The organism is Paenibacillus taichungensis (assembly GCF_050994985.1).
In the GTDB taxonomy this organism is placed as follows: Bacteria; Bacillota; Bacilli; order Paenibacillales; family Paenibacillaceae; genus Paenibacillus; species Paenibacillus taichungensis.
Window position 1 is genome coordinate 1,611,003 of sequence record NZ_CP194720.1, and the last position, 20,085, is coordinate 1,631,087.

General features: G+C 46.9%; 14 protein-coding genes. All 14 read left to right on the forward strand.

Annotation, left to right across the window (positions count from 1 at the left end; all coding sequences use genetic code 11):
- The first annotated feature begins 100 nt into the window (after positions 1-100).
- The 14 genes from ACR1R9_RS07475 (at position 101) to ACR1R9_RS07540 (ending at position 20,075) form a co-directional block, all read left to right on the forward strand.
- Complete coding sequence (locus tag ACR1R9_RS07475) at positions 101-1,513, forward strand: N-acetylmuramoyl-L-alanine amidase family protein (protein ID WP_076288984.1); 1,413 nt, start codon at positions 101-103, stop codon at positions 1,511-1,513.
- A 35-nt stretch (positions 1,514-1,548) separates the two neighbouring features.
- A complete protein-coding gene (locus ACR1R9_RS07480; protein WP_076288985.1) occupies positions 1,549-2,235 on the forward strand; it encodes a GerMN domain-containing protein in 687 nt (228 codons plus the stop codon).
- Positions 2,236-2,307: 72 nt separating this feature from the next.
- Positions 2,308-5,046 (forward strand): S-layer homology domain-containing protein, encoded by a 2,739-nt coding sequence (locus ACR1R9_RS07485; RefSeq protein ID WP_433921426.1) that lies wholly within the window; start codon positions 2,308-2,310, stop codon positions 5,044-5,046.
- Between the two features lie 163 nt (positions 5,047-5,209).
- On the forward strand, positions 5,210-5,905 hold the full coding sequence (nth, locus tag ACR1R9_RS07490; RefSeq protein ID WP_076288987.1) for an endonuclease III: 696 nt from the start codon (positions 5,210-5,212) through the stop codon (positions 5,903-5,905).
- A 23-nt stretch (positions 5,906-5,928) separates the two neighbouring features.
- Positions 5,929-6,201: a hypothetical protein gene (locus ACR1R9_RS07495; RefSeq protein WP_024630585.1), complete on the forward strand. Its 273-nt coding sequence runs from the start codon at positions 5,929-5,931 to the stop codon at positions 6,199-6,201.
- A gap of 295 nt (positions 6,202-6,496) precedes the next feature.
- Positions 6,497-10,168: a dynamin family protein gene (locus ACR1R9_RS07500; protein ID WP_433921425.1), complete on the forward strand. Its 3,672-nt coding sequence runs from the start codon at positions 6,497-6,499 to the stop codon at positions 10,166-10,168.
- A gap of 321 nt (positions 10,169-10,489) precedes the next feature.
- Complete coding sequence (locus ACR1R9_RS07505; RefSeq protein ID WP_076288990.1) at positions 10,490-12,262, forward strand: ABC transporter ATP-binding protein; 1,773 nt, start codon at positions 10,490-10,492, stop codon at positions 12,260-12,262.
- Entirely contained in the window at positions 12,259-14,109 is a 1,851-nt protein-coding gene (locus tag ACR1R9_RS07510) for an ABC transporter ATP-binding protein (RefSeq protein ID WP_076288991.1), read from the forward strand. The genes ACR1R9_RS07505 and ACR1R9_RS07510 overlap by 4 nt, the downstream gene beginning before the upstream one ends.
- A 136-nt stretch (positions 14,110-14,245) precedes the next feature.
- The gene (gene purT, locus ACR1R9_RS07515; RefSeq protein ID WP_433921424.1) at positions 14,246-15,433 is read left to right on the forward strand and encodes a formate-dependent phosphoribosylglycinamide formyltransferase; all 1,188 of its coding nucleotides are present in this window, start codon (positions 14,246-14,248) and stop codon (positions 15,431-15,433) included.
- Complete coding sequence (locus ACR1R9_RS07520) at positions 15,423-15,881, forward strand: GNAT family N-acetyltransferase (protein ID WP_433921423.1); 459 nt, start codon at positions 15,423-15,425, stop codon at positions 15,879-15,881. Before purT ends, ACR1R9_RS07520 begins: the two co-directional genes overlap by 11 nt.
- A gap of 347 nt (positions 15,882-16,228) precedes the next feature.
- Complete coding sequence (locus ACR1R9_RS07525; RefSeq protein ID WP_433921422.1) at positions 16,229-17,014, forward strand: CAP domain-containing protein; 786 nt, start codon at positions 16,229-16,231, stop codon at positions 17,012-17,014.
- 246 nt (positions 17,015-17,260) lie between these two features.
- Positions 17,261-18,127, forward strand: coding sequence for a GDSL-type esterase/lipase family protein (locus ACR1R9_RS07530; protein WP_076288993.1), 867 nt, complete (start codon positions 17,261-17,263; stop codon positions 18,125-18,127).
- A complete protein-coding gene (locus tag ACR1R9_RS07535; RefSeq protein WP_433921421.1) occupies positions 18,128-19,093 on the forward strand; it encodes an ABC transporter ATP-binding protein in 966 nt (321 codons plus the stop codon).
- Positions 19,086-20,075, forward strand: coding sequence for an ABC transporter permease (locus ACR1R9_RS07540; protein WP_433921420.1), 990 nt, complete (start codon positions 19,086-19,088; stop codon positions 20,073-20,075). The genes ACR1R9_RS07535 and ACR1R9_RS07540 overlap by 8 nt, the downstream gene beginning before the upstream one ends.
- Positions 20,076-20,085 lie beyond the last annotated feature (10 nt).

Consider the following 20,085-nt stretch of genomic DNA (forward strand, 5'->3'; position numbering starts at 1 on the left):
ACGAGGCGTCTAATAGGTGTCTGGTAATGCCTCAGTGGTCAGTCGGAGCTGAAGGTTCACAACATGCGGCAAAAAAATATGAGAATGGTAGGGGTGAAGGATGAAGAAGTTCGGTTTTTTGGTACTGTTATTTGTCTTTGGGCTCGTTTTCCCGGGCTATAGTCATGCAGCAGCAGATACGCACATTATCCTAGATGGGAAAGAAATTGTGCAGCCTTCGGATGCCAAAGCGGAAATCATCAATAGCAGTGTGATGGTTCCGATTCGGGTTATTTCGGAGAGCCTGGGATATGGTGTGGACTGGAAACAGGCAACAAGCACCGTGACTATTAGCAAAGACAACACTGCCATGCAGATGATTGTTGGACAGAAGACGGCAACGGTGAACGGCAGTAACGTGAACCTGGATGCCCCGCCACTCGTGAAAAATGGAACCACACTTGTGCCTTTAAGGTTCATTGGTGAGCAAATGGGTCTTAAGGTGGGTTGGAACAATACAACGAAGACGGTAACATTAGTTACCCAGAATTCAGGTTCCGGAAACGGGACAACCACTCCTCCGAACTCTGGTAATGATGGTGGAGGATCGGATCAGGAAGGTCTTGTACTGGTGAACGGCATCAGCTTCAGTGACAACCGCTTTTTGATTGCAACAAGCGGAAATACGAAGCCGAACGTCTTCACGATGACAGGACCGGATCGAATCGTTATAGACTTGCCAAATACCGCATTCGCTGACTCTTTTAGTGAAGGACAAGCTTTGGACAGCAACCAGAATGGACAGCTTGTAGTGAGTGGATATCCGGATGTGTCGAAGATTCGTTATTCCTTGTACAGCAATAGTCCTTCTACTCTTCGTTTTGTCATTGATCTGAGCAATGCCAAAGGTTATGACGTGCAAAGTGACTCCGGTCTGGTTATGATTGATCTGAACAAAGAAGGCACTACAACACCGCAACCTCCTGTTGGAAACAACGGCAAAAAAGTTGTTGTTGTAGACGCTGGACATGGTAATCAGGACCCGGGAGCCATCGGTGTAACCGGCAAGAAGGAAAAAGACTTCAATCTGGCAATGGCTCTGAAAGTGGAAGCATTGCTGAAAAAAGAATCTAACATTGACGTTGTGCTGACGCGCAGCGATGATACATTTTTGGCTTTGAGTGAACGAGTAAAGATCGCAGAAAAATTGAAGGCGGATATCTTTATTTCCATTCATGCGAACAGCGGGTCTGCAGCGGCAAACGGTGTGGAGACGTATTACACTCGTTCGAATAGCAAGGCATTGGCTACGGTGATGCACAAGTATCTCTTGCAATCATCTGGCCTGAAGGATCGCGGAGTAAAAACGGCAAGTCTCCACGTAACCCGTGAAACAACGATGCCGGCTGTTTTGCTGGAAGCCGGTTTCCTAAGCAACAAGAGCGATGAAGCCGCATTGTTCACTGAAAGTTTCCAGAACAGTGTAGCCAAAGGGATTGTTGCAGGGATCAAGGAGTATCTGGGAATTAAATAAGGGTTCAACCCTTATGATCAGGAGGCGGAGTTAGAATGAACAAAAAATTATGGATTGCAGCGCTGCTGGTAACGGTTATGACAGTTGCTGCTGGATGTGGAAGCAAGCCAACAGCTGCTCCAGCTCCAAATCAGACTCAAGGTGCGGGAACAGAGAATAATGCGCCTGAGGATCAGAATGAGACGGATATTACTGAACCTGTAACTGTGGATCCGGAGGATACAACGACAACGACACCGGATACCACTGAAGGCACTAATACGGAGGGTACAACGACTCCATCGGGTGGAACTACTTCAGAGAAACCTGGAAGTTCCGAAAGTAATGAGAAGAAGACCATTGAAGTGTACTACACAGATCTGGAAGAGTTGGAATTGCACAAAGCATCGGCAGATATTTCTTATGCTTCTGATGAAGCCAAGTACAAGGCTGCATTTGCAGCGCTGCAACAAAGCAAGGACGACAAGCTTGTTCCGCTTTGGGCTAAAGAAATTGAATTGAAATCTGTTCAGTTCAAAGACGGTGCGCTTACCCTGGATATTCACATGCCGGATACAGCACGTCTTGGTGCAGGTGGCGAAGTGTTTGCCATTGATGCTTTGAAGCAAACGTTTTTCCAATTTGATGAAGTTAAATCACTTGATTTGCTGGTAGATGGCCAGCAATCCGAGAGTTTGATGGGCCATGTGGATCTTGAGCATCCAATGACACGATCCGAATAGGTTGTACAGCATGTTGTTTTACCGTGAATCTGCGGAATATCGGCCGTTTTACATGAGAGAGGGGAATCACAGGTGACTTTTAAATATAACAATCCATCACACTCTAAAAAAGTAGTTTCAGCCGTGCTTGCAGGCATGATGGCCCTTAGCGCCGGCGGAGCTGCCATGGCAGCAGAATCAACAGATACGGGGCAAGGTCAGACTGCAACTGTAAGCAATACAGCTGCACCAACCGGTTTGTTCAGTGATATCAAGGTCGGATATTGGGCCGAGAAACATGTGTACAAACTGGCCTATCAAGGCATTCTTCTCGGTAACAACGGCCTGTTCCGTCCGGGAGACGCGGTAACGCAGCAGGAAGCTGTGACGATGGCGATCCGTTTTATGAACAAGGAGGACCAGTTGAACGACAGCACGGCTACGGCATTACCGACAAATATGGAAGTGGGAAACTATTTCAAGCCATATGTCGCTTTGGCGCTTCAACTGGGACTGATTGATAAAACTGAAGAATCTACAGTGGATGTGTCCAAAACATCCTGGGGGCAGAAACAGGCATCACGTGAATGGATTACAAAATTGCTGATCCGTTCGTTGAACAAAGATGCTGAAGCGAAGGCCCAAAACAATCAATCTACCGGATTCGCTGATAATGATAGCATTTCCGAAAGTGGCAAAGGGTATATCAATCTGGCTGTAAGTTTGGATCTGGCCAAAGGTGTAGATGGCAACAAATTTAATCCAACCGGTTCTGTAACTCGTGCCCAACTCGCTACATTCTTTAGCCGCGGCGAAACCTTAACGGATACGAAGTATGCGAACACATTCACGGGTTATGTAACTGGATTAAAAGATGGGCAGATCACACTGGTTGTGGACGGAAAAGCTGTTAACTTCGCAGTGAACAGCAGTACACCTTACTTTACAAAAGACAGTGAATCCCGTGCATCGTCTGCGGATGTGAAGCTGTATACAAAAGTTCAGATTGTAGGCACTACGGGTACAGCCTCATATGTAGAAGTGGTCGATGCTACACCGCAGGTAGAAAGCATTGAAGGTACATTTGCTCGTTCATTGTCAGGTAATAAAATTGGCTTGTTTGTAGGCGAGAATTATGAAACATACGGCTATGATGAGGCAACAGCATTTATCGATCAAAACGGGAATGCAATCAAACTGTCTGATATTACAGCAGACAGCACCATTGAAGTACAACGTGAGACGTTCTCGGCTGACAAAAAGACAGTTGTTGTTCGTGTGAAGTCCGGAATTGTCAACAAAAGTGATAGTGGTGTCGTTGCTGAAGTCACGACTTCTGCCAAAACGATTAAGCTTACCAATGCAGCGGGAACTACAGAGCAATACACGTATAACGATAATCTGATCATTCGATATCAAGACCGAATCCTTTCCTTGGCTGAGCTCAAAGCGGGAAGTGCAGTGAAGTATACGGTGAAAGACAGCATCCTGCAAACAATTGAATTGTCGCAAGGTGTAGAGCAGTCTTTACGCGGTACACTGGTGGAGATCGGTGGAAACCAATCGACACTGACGTTTAAACGTGAAGGTGGATCGCTGGAAGCGAAGTTGCTTGCAGAAAAACCGGAAGTAGTTATTAACGGAATCCAGGATGCTACGCTGAATGATCTGATTACAGACGCAACTAATGGAGATCAGGTTGAACTTACGCTAAACTCTGAAGACCGTGTGACGCGCATTCAAGTGATCGGACGTCAGATGGAGCCAATGAACGGAGTTTCCGTTGTATCCTACAACAGTAAAACAAAAGTTTTGACGGTTCTGGACGGCAATAAAAAACCGTTTGTGTTCACGCTGGATGACAAAACGAAGCTGGACTACAACACATCGAAGCCTACACTTGCTGGATTGGAGTCTTTGTTGAATGATGGTCGCAAATTGGATCTGACGTATGTGGGAACTCGTGCGTTATCCGTTAAAGTGATCTATAAATACGAAGGCACAATCAGCAGTATTGATACTGCGGGTAGAAAAATCAGTTTGTTGTCTGGAAACCAGACGATCACGGTGCCGTACTCTACGGTTCCAACAATAGAGATTTACAACAAATCTGGAGCAAGTCTGAGTGACCTGAAGATCGGTGATAGTGTCACAGTTACGCTGGGTTCGAATCAGGACTATGTACAGAAAGTGGCTTTGAACACCGTGGCTCAATTTGAAGTAGTTTCTGTAGAGACGAATGGTCGTGTTCGTGTGAAATCGGATTCGCTGACAAGTCAGTTCTATGTTGATCAAGCGGCTCTGACAGGAGAAAGTGGTCAGACCATTACGGTCTCGCAATTGACAGCCGGCAACCTGATTAACGTTACATTTGAGGGAACTACGCCTAAAGCGGTTCAAGTCGTTAAACGTACGCTAGCGGAGGTTACATCTGTTGACGCTTCGTCAGTTACACTGAAACTGTTCAATGGTCAAAGTGAGACGGTTCCTGTTAGTGGTTCTGTAAAAGTGGTTAAATCGGGATCTACGTTAACCACACTTGGCAGTCTTACTGTAGGTGATCGTGTTGAAATGACGAAAGATACGGATAATTCTACCCGTTTTAGAGTGTTGACAGTCATGAGCAAACAGTTCTGGTCTTATGATGGAGTAGGCAACCAAATTTTGGTTAAACGCGAGTCCACATCTGACACAAATTATCGTTTTGCACTGGGGACAGGCGCATTTGTTCACCAGGGTGACAACACTTTAAGCGTGCAATCTCTCAAAGATAATGATAATATTGTATTGTATCTCCTGAACAACGTTGTACTGGAGATTCAAAAACAGTAATCGTTTCTTTTCGAGGATCAAAAGAATGACCGTCTTGATGCGGGATCTTTCCCGTATCAAGACGTTTTTTTTGCAAGATTTTTGGGGTCCCCGCAAAGTACTCGAAAAAAGCTTCGAAGTAAGGCTCCACCGTGTGGAGTCATTTTGTGGGAGGTAGCTCTTCATGAATGCAGCCACTGTAAGACATATACTCGAAACAATGGAAGCGATGTTTCCTGATGCACATTGCGAATTAAATCACAGCAATGCGTTTGAATTGACTGTAGCCGTACTATTGTCTGCCCAGTGCACCGACGAAACGGTAAACAAGGTAACCGCAGACTTGTTCAAAAAGTACACCAGTCCTGCCGATTATCTGTCTGTTCCTCTCGAAGAACTGGAACAGGATATCCGGCGTATTGGTTTGTACCGAAACAAGGCCAAGCATATTCAGAACATGTGCCGAATTTTAATAGAGCAGTATGGCGGTGATGTACCGCAGGAACATGATCAGCTTGTGACGCTACCTGGTGTCGGGCGGAAAACTGCAAATGTCGTTGTATCCAATGCATTTGGAGTCCCGGCAATAGCGGTGGATACGCATGTTGAACGTGTATCCAAAAGGCTGGCACTGGCAGGTTGGGATGACTCCGTACTTGAAGTCGAGAAAAAACTGATGAAGCGCGTACCCCGGGATGAGTGGACTTTAACTCATCATCGGTTCATATTTTTTGGACGCTACCATTGCAAGGCACAAAACCCTCAATGTCATGTCTGTCCATTACTGGACATATGCAGAGAAGGTAAAAAGCGTATGAAAACGTCCCAAATCAGGAAAGATAAGGAACGTGTCACAACCCCAAAACGAAAAATAAATTAATGAGTAGAAGAGGATGAGTAATCATGAAATGCATTTCCGTGTACACTGACAATTTTGAGGCCTTCTCCGATATTTTTGAACAAATCGTTGAACAGGAAATGGCTGAAAACGAAGAAAAAGAAGTAGAAGGTATCACTGTAAGCCATTCTGGCGATGTGCCTGAACATTATCTCGAGCGTATGTCCACGAAACCAGAAGTGGTTGTCATGAGAGACAAAGGTCGTGACATTACGATTTTGCAGCATGGCCAAGTATTTGAAATTTTGCTGCCTTCGATGGAGAATGCTGTTTCTTAAGAGGTTTGGAATAATAAGATATGCTGCTTCTATGTCACTGGGTTATCCTTTTGAAGTTGATCCAATTGGGCATGGAAGCAGCATGCTTCTTATGGAATACAATCGTTTCACAGATAAAACCGACAGGATCGGTTTTATTTTTTTATGTGGAGAATTGCGATGTGTAATTTTCGATGTCAGTCATCTTGCATTCAAACCGTTCAATTTCAAACTTGATAATGGTAAAATAAATGAATTATAAGATAAAGACATCGGACCAGATGTCAAATTAGAGGAGCCAGGGGGAAGGCCAGTCATGTCCAGAACAGATTACCCAGTAGAGATGGCCAAACCTCTGCTTCCACTGCGAGAAGCGATGGAGCAGACAGGGGACCATACAGCTGTACAGGCTTTAACGGATTTGATCAGTAAGGCGGAAATGAAACAGTTAACGATTGCGTTTTGTGGACACTTCTCGGCAGGTAAATCGAGTCTGATTAATAGTTTATGTGGCAAGCGGGTGTTGCCTTCGAGTCCTGTACCTACAAGTGCGAATGTAGTATCCATCCGTAATGGTGAGCCAAGAGCACTTATTTATACGTCATCGAACGTAAGCGCTGACAATTCAGCGGGAGTTCTTGAGGTTTCGCCAGAACAATTGGAAGAGTATTGCAAGAATGGTGGGGCATACACCTCCATTGAAGTATGGGATGACATTCCCCTACTGAAAAATGATGCGGTATTACTTGATACGCCAGGTGTGGATTCGACCGATCAGGGGCACAGCCTAGCAACACATTCAGCACTTCATCTTGCTGATGTGGTGTTCTATGTGATGGATTATAACCATGTGCAATCGGAAAGCAACCTTTCTTTTGCCAAAAGTCTATCCGATTGGGGCAAACCGTTGTTTCTTATCGTGAACCAGATTGATAAACATCGGGACCGGGAGCTATCGTTTGACCAATATGTTGAAGGTGTAGAAGCTATTTTTGCAGCCTGGGAAGTTCGGTATGATGGACTGCTGTTTACTTCGCTTCGGGACAAGGAGCATCGTTACAGCCAGTGGAAGCAGCTTCCTCAACTGATTGAACATATGATGAAGGAGAAGGAAGGGTTAATCAAGCATAGCCTTGCAAGCTCTGCGAGCCATGTGACCGAGCAGCATCTGACAAGACAGGCAGAGGAACGCGAAGAGGAAGAGGCAGCGCTCTTGGAGGAAGTTGGGGGCAAGGAAGGTATTGAACGCTTGGAACGGGAACTGGGTCTCCTGGATCAAAAAGAAGCAGAACTACGTTCCAAACCATCACGTGAACGGGAGAAGTTTCGGGCAGAGCTGGAGCCCCTTCTGGCGAATGCGAACCTGACACCGGCCGATATTCGTACCTCTGCGGCGGCTTATTTGGAGAGCCGTAAACCCGGTTTCCGGGTAGGCTTATTGTTCTCTGGTGGTAAGACCGAGCAGGAGAAGCAGCGTCGGGCTGCTGAGCTTGTGAGACTCTTGCAAGATCAGGCATCAGGACAAGTTGAGGTGCATATTCGTACCATGCTTAGACAGTTGGGTGAAGCACATCAGCTGTGGGGTGCTGAGTGGGAGCAGGCGCTGAACGCGGAGCTGCCTGCGGTAGATGAAGCACTGCTGGAGATGAAACGAAGCGCCAGTGCAGAGGTATCTCCCGAGTATGTGCTTCAATTCAGCAAGGATATACGGGGCGAGATTGAGGCCCGTTACCGCAGGGCGGCCATGATGCTGGCCGACCGCTTGCTTGAAGCGCTGGGCGCGCAGGGCGAAGCAGCGCTCCAGGCGCTGGACGCCAGCCGCACCGCGCTCCTGGCGCAATCCGCCTCGGCGGCGCGCTACACGGCGCTACAGCGCGCCGCCGATGCCGAGGCAGCAGGGCTGCGCAGCCTGCTGCCTCCTGCGGGCCCCCTTACCTCCGGGCTGTTGCCGGAGGTGCAGGGCCCGCCCGTGCCCGCGCACGAGCCGGGTGAAGCACCCGGCCCGCACACGGGCACGGCAGAGTCTGTGGCTGCGCAGCCACAGACTCCAGGGGCACCGCCGCCGCGCAAAACGGCGGTGCCTGGGCAGCCGGCGGCTGGCGCACAGCGCCGCCGGCGCCTGGATGCAGCGGCGGCACGGCTGGAAGCCGCCGCTGCGCTGGTAGAGCCGTACCCCGCCATGGGGTCGGCGGTACGGGATCTGCGTGCACGCGCGGCTTCGCTTGCGGGCGGCACGTTTACGCTGGCGCTGTTCGGAGCGTTCAGCGCCGGCAAGTCCTCCTTCGCCAACGCGTTGCTGGGCGAAGCTGTGTTACCGGTCTCGCCGCATCCAACGACAGCGGCAATTAACCGGATCATGGCTCCGTCCGGTGGCGCGGAGCATGGAACTGCCCGGGTCCGGATGAAGACTCCGGACGCCTTCCAGGAGGATCTTGCGTATTCCTTCCGTTTGCTTGGACTGGGTGAGCCTGGGGCAGACTGGCAAAAACGGGTCAAAGCCCTTTCACCACAGGATGTGCATCCGGCAGGGCGTCCGCATTACAGCTTTTTGCAGGCAGCCGCAGCAGGCTGGGAGGATACCGCAGCTCAACTCGGCCAGGATGTGCTGGTGGATCTGAACGGATATCGTAACTTTGTCGCTAATGAGAAGAAGTCTTGCTTTGTCGACAGTATTGACCTGTACTACAGTTGTGATGTAACAGAACAAGGTATAGTCCTTGTAGATACGCCAGGGGCTGACTCCGTGAATGCCCGTCATACGGGTGTCACTTTCAATTATATGAAGAATGCGGATGCACTCATTTTCGTAACGTATTACAATCATGCCTTCTCTCAGGGAGACCGACAGTTCCTGAATCAATTGGGACGCGTGAAAGACAGCTCAGCGATGGATCAGATGTTCTTTGTGGTTAATGCGAGTGATTTGTCTTCCTCTGAAGAGGAGTTGGAGCAGGTTCTTGACCATGTGAGTACTCAGCTGCGCAGAAATGGCATTCGGGCACCACGCTTATTTCCTGTATCCAGCATGCAGGCAATGGAAGGCAAGACAGGCAACGATGCGACATTGCTGGAGCAATCCGGCTTCATTCGGTTCGAGGAAGAATTTAACCGGTTTGCAGGAAGTGAGCTTGCGGACCTTGCGGTTGGTGGGGCTTCTGAAGAGATCGCACGGGTGATCAAACGACTGAAGACACGTGCCGAGGATGCGACCCAGGGGGAAGAGGTTCTACAGCGACGTCGGGATGAGCTGGGCTCAATCCAGGAACAGTCCCTTCAGAGGGTACATTTGCTCGCGGAACGGTCCATGAAGGCAGAACTGGCCCAGGAAACGGCTGAACTGCTGTTCCATGTGCGACAGCGCCTGGGTTATCGTTTTGGGCTGTTCATGGCAGAAGCGTTCCATCCATCCGTTCTTCGTGAGGATCGCGGGAATCTGAAAGCAGCCTTCGCTGCCTGTGGTCGAGAACTGTTGCGCATGATTGCCATCGAACTGGAGCAGGAACTGCTTGCCACTACACTCAGACTCGAACAGGCAGGTCAGTCCTGGCTGCACAAGCAAGTGACCGAATGTGTAGATGAACTGAAACGATTGTCCGGAGGCATGGATCTGTCGTTGCCGCTGAACGAACGCTGGAGTACACCTGTTTTGGAAGAGGTGCGTTTGGAAGAACCTTCGGGTTGGAAAGCGTATCTGAGTTATTTCCGAAATCCGAAACAGTTTTTCGAAGGAGATGGACGACAGCGGCTGCAGGAGACACTTGACCCCGTTATTAAGCAGATGGTGATCGATGTTCTGCCTGCTGCGGAGAATAAGCTGGTCCAGTTCTATGACAACCAGCTTGGTCAGTCTTTGCAGCATCAATCCCGTCAATTGGAAGAGAGACTTGAGGAGGCCGTTGGTGCCCTACATGAGACAATGACCAGTGGAATTCCTGCCGAAGAATGGGAGAGTCTGTCTGTACAACTGGGGCAGATTGAACGTGAATAAAAGGTATTCAAATCCATGTCTGTATGTAAACGGTTGAAAAGCGGAATGAGTTGTACTGTGATATTTTGAAATGTTGTCGTTGTACCAAAAAAGGCCCCTGCCTCTAAAGGCATACAGGGAGCCTTTTTTTGTACGAACAACCTGAAAGGAAGAGAATATTCAAACATTTGATTGATAGGAGGGTATCTACCTTCCTTAATGACGCATTAAGGTGAAAGTAGCCTGAATATGGTCGCTTATTCGCTTTGCCGCGAATGGGGGACGGTGATAAACTTCATAAATGTTCATACTGTTTTTGAACGATATAAGAGGAGGAGAGACATGGATGTTCTCAGGCAATTGCAGATTTTTTTCTGGGAGAAGCGCACGTATTTATTTTTATCGATCTTATGCCTCGCCATAGCGACCGCGCTTGGACTGGTGTATCCGAACCTGCTAAGGATACTGATTGATGACGTCATCACTCCGCGCAATTTTGAAGACGTTCCCAAACTTGCTTTAACGGTATTAGGTGTCGTTATTCTGAAAGCGGGAATGCAGTTTTTACACGGTCTTTTTGGAGGGCGTCTCGGGAACTTCCTGGCGTACCGACTTCGTAACGCTTGTTACGAAAAGCTTCAATTTTTATCCTTCCGGTATTACGACACGGCCAAAACGGGAGATTTGATGTCCCGCCTCACGGGAGATCTCGAAGCGATCCGTAACTTTATCGGATTTGGCTTCGCTCAAATTCTCAACATGGTTCTGATGGTCGTATTCGGCGCAATCATGATGATGACCATGAGTTGGAAGCTTACCTTGCTAACGCTCATATGTATTCCTCTGCTTGCCTTCGTTGCGCTGAGATTCGAATCCCGAATTCACCCTGCATTCCAAGAAATGCGGCTGGCACTCAGCTCTCTGACGACAGCAGTACAGGAGAATATTACAGGTGTGCGTACTGTAAAGTCATTTGCACGTGAACCTCACGAAGTGGAGAAGTTTTCCGTTCGTAATGAGCGTTACAAAACGAACCAGATTCATGCAGCAACATTATGGAGTCAATATTTTCCGATCATGGAGATTCTCGCTTCGGTCAGCGTAGTTCTTCTGCTCCTCATTGGTGGGAACATGGTTATTCAGAAATCGTTAACACTCGGTCAACTCGTTGCCTTTTTCAGTTTGATCTGGTACATAATCGGTCCAATGTGGAACCTTGGTTTCCATATCAATAACTATACGCAATCCAAAGCATCGGGTGAACGGGTGTTGGAACTTTTGAATACGCCGGTAGATGTACAAGAGACAGAAGATCCGGTCATTGTAGAGGCTGATCAAGTTAAAGGGCATGTGACCTTTGAATCCGTTACCTTTGCTTACGGCAATAAAATGCCGGCAGTGACCGATATCAACTTTGATGCGCCACCAGGCTCCGTCATTGGCTTCTTGGGAGGAACAGGCTCGGGTAAATCAACTATTATTCAGCTCCTAATGCGTGCATATAACGTGAACTCGGGCACTATCAAGCTGGACGGCAAAAATATTAAGGACATTGGAATTCGCAGCCTGCGGAGTCAGATTGCTTCTGTGTTCCAGGAGACGTTCCTGTTCTCTTCCAGCATTCGCAACAACATTTCATATGGACTCAAAAATGTAACCATGGATGAAATTATCCGTGCTGCCAAACTGGCCAAAGCGCATGAGTTCATCATGGAATTCCCTGAAGGATACGATACGGTTGTAGGGGAGCGGGGAATGGGCTTGTCGGGAGGACAAAAACAGCGGATTGCAATTGCTAGAGCTCTGCTGAAAAACCCGAAAATTCTCGTTCTGGATGATGCAACCAGTGCAGTCGACATGGAGACCGAACATGAGATTCAATCCGGATTCCAGGAAGTCATGCGTGGAAGAACGACGTTTATCATTGCGCATCGGATCTCTTCCCTGCGTCACGCAGATGAGATTTTGGTACTGGATGAAGGACGTGTCGTTCAACGTGGAACACATAAAGATCTCATTGAAGAGCCTGGGCCTTACCGGGACGTATATGAGATTCAATACGCAGATTATATTGCCCGCGGTAAGCGGGAGGCTGGGGAGCAGGTGAATTCATGAGTGCCGAAACGGTAGCCGATAGGCGCGAGGTCAAAGAGACCTCTGACAAGAAAATGAATGAACGTTTTGTATATCAGGACGACGAAATAATTGAAAAACCGTTTAACTGGCGTGAGTTCGGACGTCTGTTCTCTTACATGAAACCTTATGCAAGACAACTCTTGCCACTCATTATCCTAATGATGATTTTGGGTACCATTACGAAATTGTCCGTTCCATTTTTGATCAGTTTGGCGATTGATAAAGCGATTGCACCTGCAACGGGGTTGCCAAGCTTGACGATGCTCTATATTATTGCTGGTTCTGTGCTTGTGTTATACCTGATCCAATGGGCGGCTAATACGTATCGAATCAAATTAACAAACATTATCGGGCAACGTGTCATTTATGATCTTCGCTCGGATCTGTTCAAACATATCCAAAAGTTGTCCTTTAACTTCTTTGACAAAAGACCTGCGGGTTCGGTATTGGTGCGTGTCACCAATGATATCAACTCCCTGCAGGATCTGTTCACCAACGGTGCGGTCAATGTCATGATTGACTGTGTGCAGCTGCTCGGTATTATCGTCATTTTGCTGCTGATCAACTGGAAACTGGGCCTCGCGGTCATTATTACAGTTCCACTCATGTTTATTATTTCGACCAAACTGCGTGTGTTGATCCGCCGTGCCTGGCAGGATGTACGCATGAAGAACTCACGCATCAACTCCCATTTGAATGAATCCATTCAGGGGATTCGTGTGACTCAGGCCTATACGCAGGAAAAAGAAAACATGAAGTATTTTGACAACATGAATCTGTCGAGCAAAAAATCATGGGATAGAGCATCGGCCATGAACCAAGGCTTTGGTCCTCTGATTGAAATTACGGGCGGCTTCGGAACGTTAATCCTGTTCTGGTTTGGTGCTTATCTGATTCAAGAGGGGCAGCTGACAATCGGATTGCTCGTAGCTTTTGCCAACTATGTCGGCAACTTCTGGGACCCGATTAACCGTCTGGGACAGATGTACAATCAATTGCTCGTTGCCATGGCTTCCTCCGAACGGATCTTCGAGTTTATGGATGAGGAGCCAAGTATTGCAGATAAACCTGGAGCCAAGCCGCTTGCTTCTATTAAAGGTGATATTGTATTCGATAATGTCGTGTTTGAATATGAGAAGGGCAGACAGGCGCTGAAGGGAATCAGTTTCGCAGCAGCTGCTGGACAATCGATTGCACTTGTAGGTCATACGGGTTCAGGTAAAAGTACCATTATCAATCTGATCAGCCGATTCTATGACATTTCAGGCGGACGTCTTACCATTGATGGTCAGGATGTAAGAGATGTAACGGTCGAAAGTCTGCGCAGCCAGATCAGTATTGTGTTGCAGGATACGTTTATCTTCTCTGGCACCATTCGCGATAATATTCGTTTTGGACGGCTTGATGCAACTAATGAAGAAGTGGAAGAAGCTGCGAAGGCTGTTAATGCCCATGAATTTATTATGAAGCTGCCGGGTGGATACGATACGGAAGTCGAAGAACGTGGGAATGTATTATCCATGGGACAACGCCAATTGTTATCCTTTGCCCGTGCCTTGCTGGCTGACCCTCGAATCTTGATTTTGGATGAAGCGACTGCCAGCATCGACACCGAAACGGAGCTCAAAATTCAGGAGGCTTTGAAAGTGCTGCTGCAAGGAAGAACTTCCTTTATGGTGGCCCACCGTCTCTCGACGATCCGAAATGCAGATAACATTATCGTGCTGGATCATGGTGAAATCAAGGAAGAAGGAAACCATGAGCAACTTATCCAGAAACAAGGAGTTTATAATGGATTAATAGAAGCTCAATACAGATTTTTGTAAAAATTGATCGAAAAAACACAAAAAATCTTGTAAAATTCACAAGAAAAATAGGGAGCACTCTTGCATTCTTTAACCAAAACCCCGAAAATAGAGAGATAGATATAGAAGATTTCTCTTTGGGAGGATTGGAAAGAACATGTGGGGTGCTCCATTTTCGGCTCAAGCCAAAAAAATGCTGCTATTGGGCAGCGGAGAATTGGGAAAAGAGGTCGTTATTGAGGCCCAACGACTGGGAGTAGAGACGATCGCTGTTGATCGTTACGAAAACGCACCTGCCATGCAGGTAGCGCATCGGTCTTACTGCATCGACATGTTAAATGCCGAAGCTATGAAACAATTGGTCCGAAAGGAACAACCTCATTACATCGTACCTGAGATTGAAGCAATCGCAACAGAAGCATTACTCGAGCTTGAGGAAGAAGGATTTTGTGTCGTTCCTACGGCGCGTGCTGCCCGTTTAACGATGGATCGCGAAGGCATCCGCCGTCTGGCAGCAGAACAATTGAACCTTCCGACAGCGGCCTATCTTTTTGCGGACAACCTGGAACAACTTCAGGAAGCTGTTCGTGAATTGGGTACACCATGTGTCATTAAACCACTAATGAGTTCTTCCGGTAAAGGGCAGAGTGTATGCCGTACATCGGATGACGTAGAGGATTGCTGGAACATTGCTCTTTCGGGAGCACGTGGCAAATCCGTACGAGTCATTGTGGAAAGCTTTGTGAAGTTTGACAGCGAAATTACGCTGCTCACTGTTAGATCTGTCTCAGGGACTGTATTTTGTCCTCCGATTGGTCACATTCAGAAAGATGGGGATTATGTCGAATCGTGGCAGCCTCATGCGATGACACCGGAGCAATGGGAACAAGCTTGTCATATTGCCAAGTCTGTTACGGATGAACTCGGTGGTTATGGACTGTTCGGGGTCGAATTATTCCTTACATCAGATGGAGTCGTGTTCAGCGAGGTATCGCCACGTCCGCATGATACAGGCATGGTTACTATGGTAACGCAAGATAGTTCCGAGTTTGCGCTGCATGTGCGTGCAATTCTTGGTTTTCCGGTCACTGGTGTACATTTATTGACACCCGGAGCTTCAGCAACGCTGAAGGCTAATGATGAAACATCTGACTTTACTGTAGGCGGGATTGAAGAAGCACTGGCGCTTCCTCGTACTCAGGTTCGTGTATTTGGCAAACCTGAGACCAAAGTGGGACGCCGAATGGCCGTAGCATTAAGTGCCGGCCAAGATGTGGAAGAAGCTCGTAAAACAGCGGTACAAGCCGCTAATATGCTGAAAGTGGAGGTAAATCATGTCCAATAATGTTGAGGCCCCTGTACTGATGATCCGAGAGTGTGAACTGCGAGATGCTGAAGCGGTAACGGGACTGATGCGAGAGGTCAGCTATCCCACAACAGCCAATGTCATGAAAGAGCGCATTGAATGTTTGGAAAGTAATCCAAACGCATGCATGCTTGTTGCCGAAGTGGATGAACAGATTATTGGTGTGATTGGCTTGCAATGTGTGCAAAGTCATGCCTATCCAGAACCTGCCGCACAAATTACGTCCTTGATAGTAGGGCAAGAACATCGTGGGGGCGGAATTGGCCGTCGTCTGATGGATCGTGCCGAGGATTGGGGCAGACAGCAAGGTGGGAAACAATTGTTTGTCACCGGAGCGAACCGTGAAGTGACTTCAACAACCTATTCTTTCTACGAGCATATTGGTTTCCAGAAGAGAGGCTACCGTTTCAGTAAAGTCCTTCTATAGAAAAAGAGTTTTATTATATCGCGATCTTCACGTTTTTCGTGTGGTGAATGATAAATAAAAGATAAGTGGCATTCGGCGATTTTTTGTCCGGATGCCATTTTTTTATGCCGTATTTTAAGGTTGATGGTTAGAGTTTTAGTTGATATACCAGCGTTTTAAGAGCTGATTGCAGGATTGGGTGCAATGTACTATAAACCGTCTACACCCACTTGAAACAGCTTGTAAAAATGACAAAAAAGTTACTTTTCCATAATTTATGGGTTCACAATCTACTATTCACTTGATATACTCCTAGAGTATTAATTACAAAGTTGTCATAACTAATATTCCTAAGGAGATGAATGAATTTGAAGAAGAAATGGATGAAAACCGTGGTAACTAGCAGTCTGACAGCCGTACTCGCCGTAGGGGTTATGCTCCCTGCTTCCGCTTCCGCTGCAGATGCATCATATAAAACAACTATTAAAACTACAACGTTTAAAATTACGAGTACGGATAGCTTAAAAGCGTACATTGAACAGTGGCTGAAAGATAATGGTTACACTGTATCCACTGGCGAAGGGCAAACAACGGTAGAGAAGCCTGCAACACAGCCTGATCAAACAACTAAACCTGCTCAACCGACAACACCTGCAAAACCGGTAACACCTGCAAAGCCAACTCAAGAAGAGAAACCGGCAACTACTCCAGCCAAAGATCCTTCAAATACTGGAACTGGAACGACTACAGGTAATACAGGCAACAGTGGTAGCGAGAGCACACAATCGGATTTTGCAGCTCAAGTTGTAAAACTTGTGAACGCTGAACGTGCCAAAGCTGGCCTGGGCGCATTGGCTTCCGATGCTCTTTTGGACAAAGTGGCTGTAGCCAAAGTTAAAGATATGAGCAACAACAATTATTTTGATCACCAATCACCGACCTATGGTTCTCCGTTTGACATGATGAAACAATTCGGAGTAACTTACAGCTATGCTGGCGAGAATATCGCGAAAGGGCAAAAAACACCTCAAGAGGTTGTTACAGCTTGGATGAATAGCGAAGGCCACCGTGCGAATATCCTAAGCAAAAACTTTACGAAAATTGGTGTTGGATTCTACAACGGATATTGGGCTCAAGAATTTATCGGTAACTAATTCGTTTTATTGAAGAATATTTTGATTTTAGTTCAAAAAAAGGTTATGTCATCACAGCTCGAAGCTGTGCGTGACATAGCTTTTTTTGTAAAAGCATATTTGAAACTGAATTCTGCTTAATACAGCGGCAAAATTTGCAAATTAACGACAGAACATTTATGTTATTTAGAAAAAGCGTCATCTTAATGTAAAATCATTTTAAATTTTAAGCACCCAGCCAGGTGTACATGAGCGGAGATGTGATGAATGAAAAAAAGAAATCTTGATTCAGCGCCATGGATCTGGAGGACCATTAGCACTGTATCCATATTGACAACATTGCTGCTGTTATTTGGATTTGGATACGCCATTAAGGACGTCATTTTTCCTGAGGGAGATGCCCAATTAGGTACAGGACAGCAGACAACGACACCTGCCAAGGATAGCGGGCAATCAACACCTGTGGTGAAAGATGGCAAAATTCGAATGGCTGTAATCGGTGATTCCCTGGCAAGAGGTACGGGGGATGATGAGGGACTTGGTTTTGTAAGGCGGGCAGGTAATTTGCTCAAAGATCAGGGATATGATGTGCAAGTGCTTAACAATATGGGTGTGAATGGTTTGAGAACAGACGCATTGTTGAGCAAGCTAGATGAACAGGGCGTACGTTATGTCTTACAACAGTCCAACTTTATTCTGTTGTCGATCGGAGCCAATGATCTGTTCCAGGGTGGACAGGTTCTACAGGGAGAAGACGCTCCAACGGCAGAGACACTTGCTGCGGCATTACCGGAGACGTCGAAGCGTTTGCAGGAGATTTTGAAGAAAGTGAAAGAAATTAACCCTGATGCACAGATTGTCTACATAGGGTTATACAATCCGTTTGGGGATGTAAAAGAACTCAAAGAGCCAGGAAATGCGGTTGTAGCTGCATGGAACGATGCTGCAATGAAGGTTCTGAACAACGAGGACAAAATGACACTTGTGCCTACATTTGATCTGTTTGAAAATCATCTGGGACAATATTTGTCGTCAGATCATTTCCATCCCAATGGAGTAGGGTACGAGCAAATTGCGGTTCGAATTGCACAGGAATATCAGGCAGAGACTCCAGCAGAAGGGAGCGGAAAATAAATGGCACAAGAACAGACTGATTCCGTATTGTCCGTGCAGCATCTGAAAAAAAAGATTGGACGTAAATGGATTATTAAGGATGTTACTTTTGACGTTAAACCAGGCGAAATTTTTGGTTTTCTGGGACCCAATGGTGCCGGGAAAACAACAACCATTCGGATGTTAGTCGATCTGATTAAACCGACAGAAGGTAAAATTCAAGTTTGTGGGTATGATGTCAACCGTGATCCTGAACGGGCCCTGAAATATGTGGGTTCCATTGTTGAAAACCCGGAAGTGTACACGTATTTGACCGGATGGGAGAATCTTGAACATTTTGCACGTATGCAACCAGGGGTGGATAATGACCGTATTCAGGAAGTTGTAGATATTGTACGCCTCGATCAGCGGATTCATGATAAAGTAAGAACCTACTCTCTGGGGATGCGTCAACGACTTGGCATTGCACAGGCATTGCTTGGTCGCCCACGGCTGCTGATTCTGGATGAGCCGACGAACGGACTTGATCCCAAAGGGATTAAGGAACTTCGTGTCTTTATCAAACAGCTTGCAAGCGAAGGCATGGCAGTATTCGTCAGTAGTCATTTGCTCAGCGAGATCCAGCTTCTTTGTGACAGGGTGGCAATTATCAGTGCCGGGCGAGTGCTTGCAGTTGGCGGCGTCAATGAACTGATTGAAGACCATTCCAAATTGGCAATATGGCATGTTACTCCGTTGGAGGAAGGTAAAAAAATGCTGTTGAATGCAGGTGTTTCGCTGGTGGATCGGCCTGCTGATGTTATGGACGATACCATTGTTGCAGGGCTTGGTCTGAATGCGGTCGTTGCTGAAATGCATGAAGATCGGATTCCGGACCTAGTCCAGCAAATGGTGAAAGCCGGAATTCAGGTTGAAGGAGTGCAGCGGATTCAGCCTACGCTGGAACAGCTATTCTTAAAAATGACAGAAGGTGAATCCATTGAGTAACATCATGCCGCTGATCCGAAACGAAACGATCAAGATGGTAAAGAAAAAACGTCTTTATATTATTTTTATCGTACTTGCGGTCCTGGTTCCGATGTTTACGTATGCCCAGATGAAATCTGCGGAAAATAATCGTGACAAGTTTGGCGGCGACTGGCGGCTTGAACTGCAACAAGCCATTACGGATAATCAGAACTCGCTTGGTAGTGACCGGGTACCTGAAGAGTACAAAAAGTACAGGACTGTGTACATCCAGCAAATGCAATACTATCTGAAGAATGACATCAATCCGAAGGAGCCTGGTGGTGTAACTTTTACGCGGGAATTCATGAATAACGCCGTTGGATTGTTTATCCCACTGCTCATTATGGCGATTGCTTCGGATCTGGTATCTGGTGAGCGCACCACAGGTACGATTAAAATGCTTCTGACCCGTCCCGTCAAACGTTGGAAAGTGTTGCTGAGTAAGCTCATCACGTTGATTATGTTCGTGTCGATTATTGTGGTGTCGGCGTACGTTATCTGTTATGTCATTTCGGGAGCGGTATTCGGATATAAAGGTTTCGGTATGCCGATCTTTACCGGATTCAAGGTTGTGGGTACAGATGTCGATATGTCAGCAGTCCATGCTGTGGACCAGTGGTTGTATATGCTAATGCAGGCAGGGCTGATCTGGTTTGTCAGTATCATTGTGGCGATGCTTGCCTTCATGGTCTCTGTATTAGTGCGAAGTACAGCAGCAAGTATTGTCATCATGATGGCAGCACTCATAGCAGGAACTATTCTCACCAGTATGGCTGCATCCTGGCAGTCAGCCAAATATTTGTTTATGGTTAACCTCGAACTTCCGAATTATTTGTCTGGCGGATTGCCACCAATCGAAGGGATGAATTTAGGTTTTTCCCTTATTGTGCTTAGTGTTTGGGGCATTGCTTCACTCTTTGTGTCATTCATTGTCTTTACGAAACGGGATATCTTGAATTAAAATGGACAAG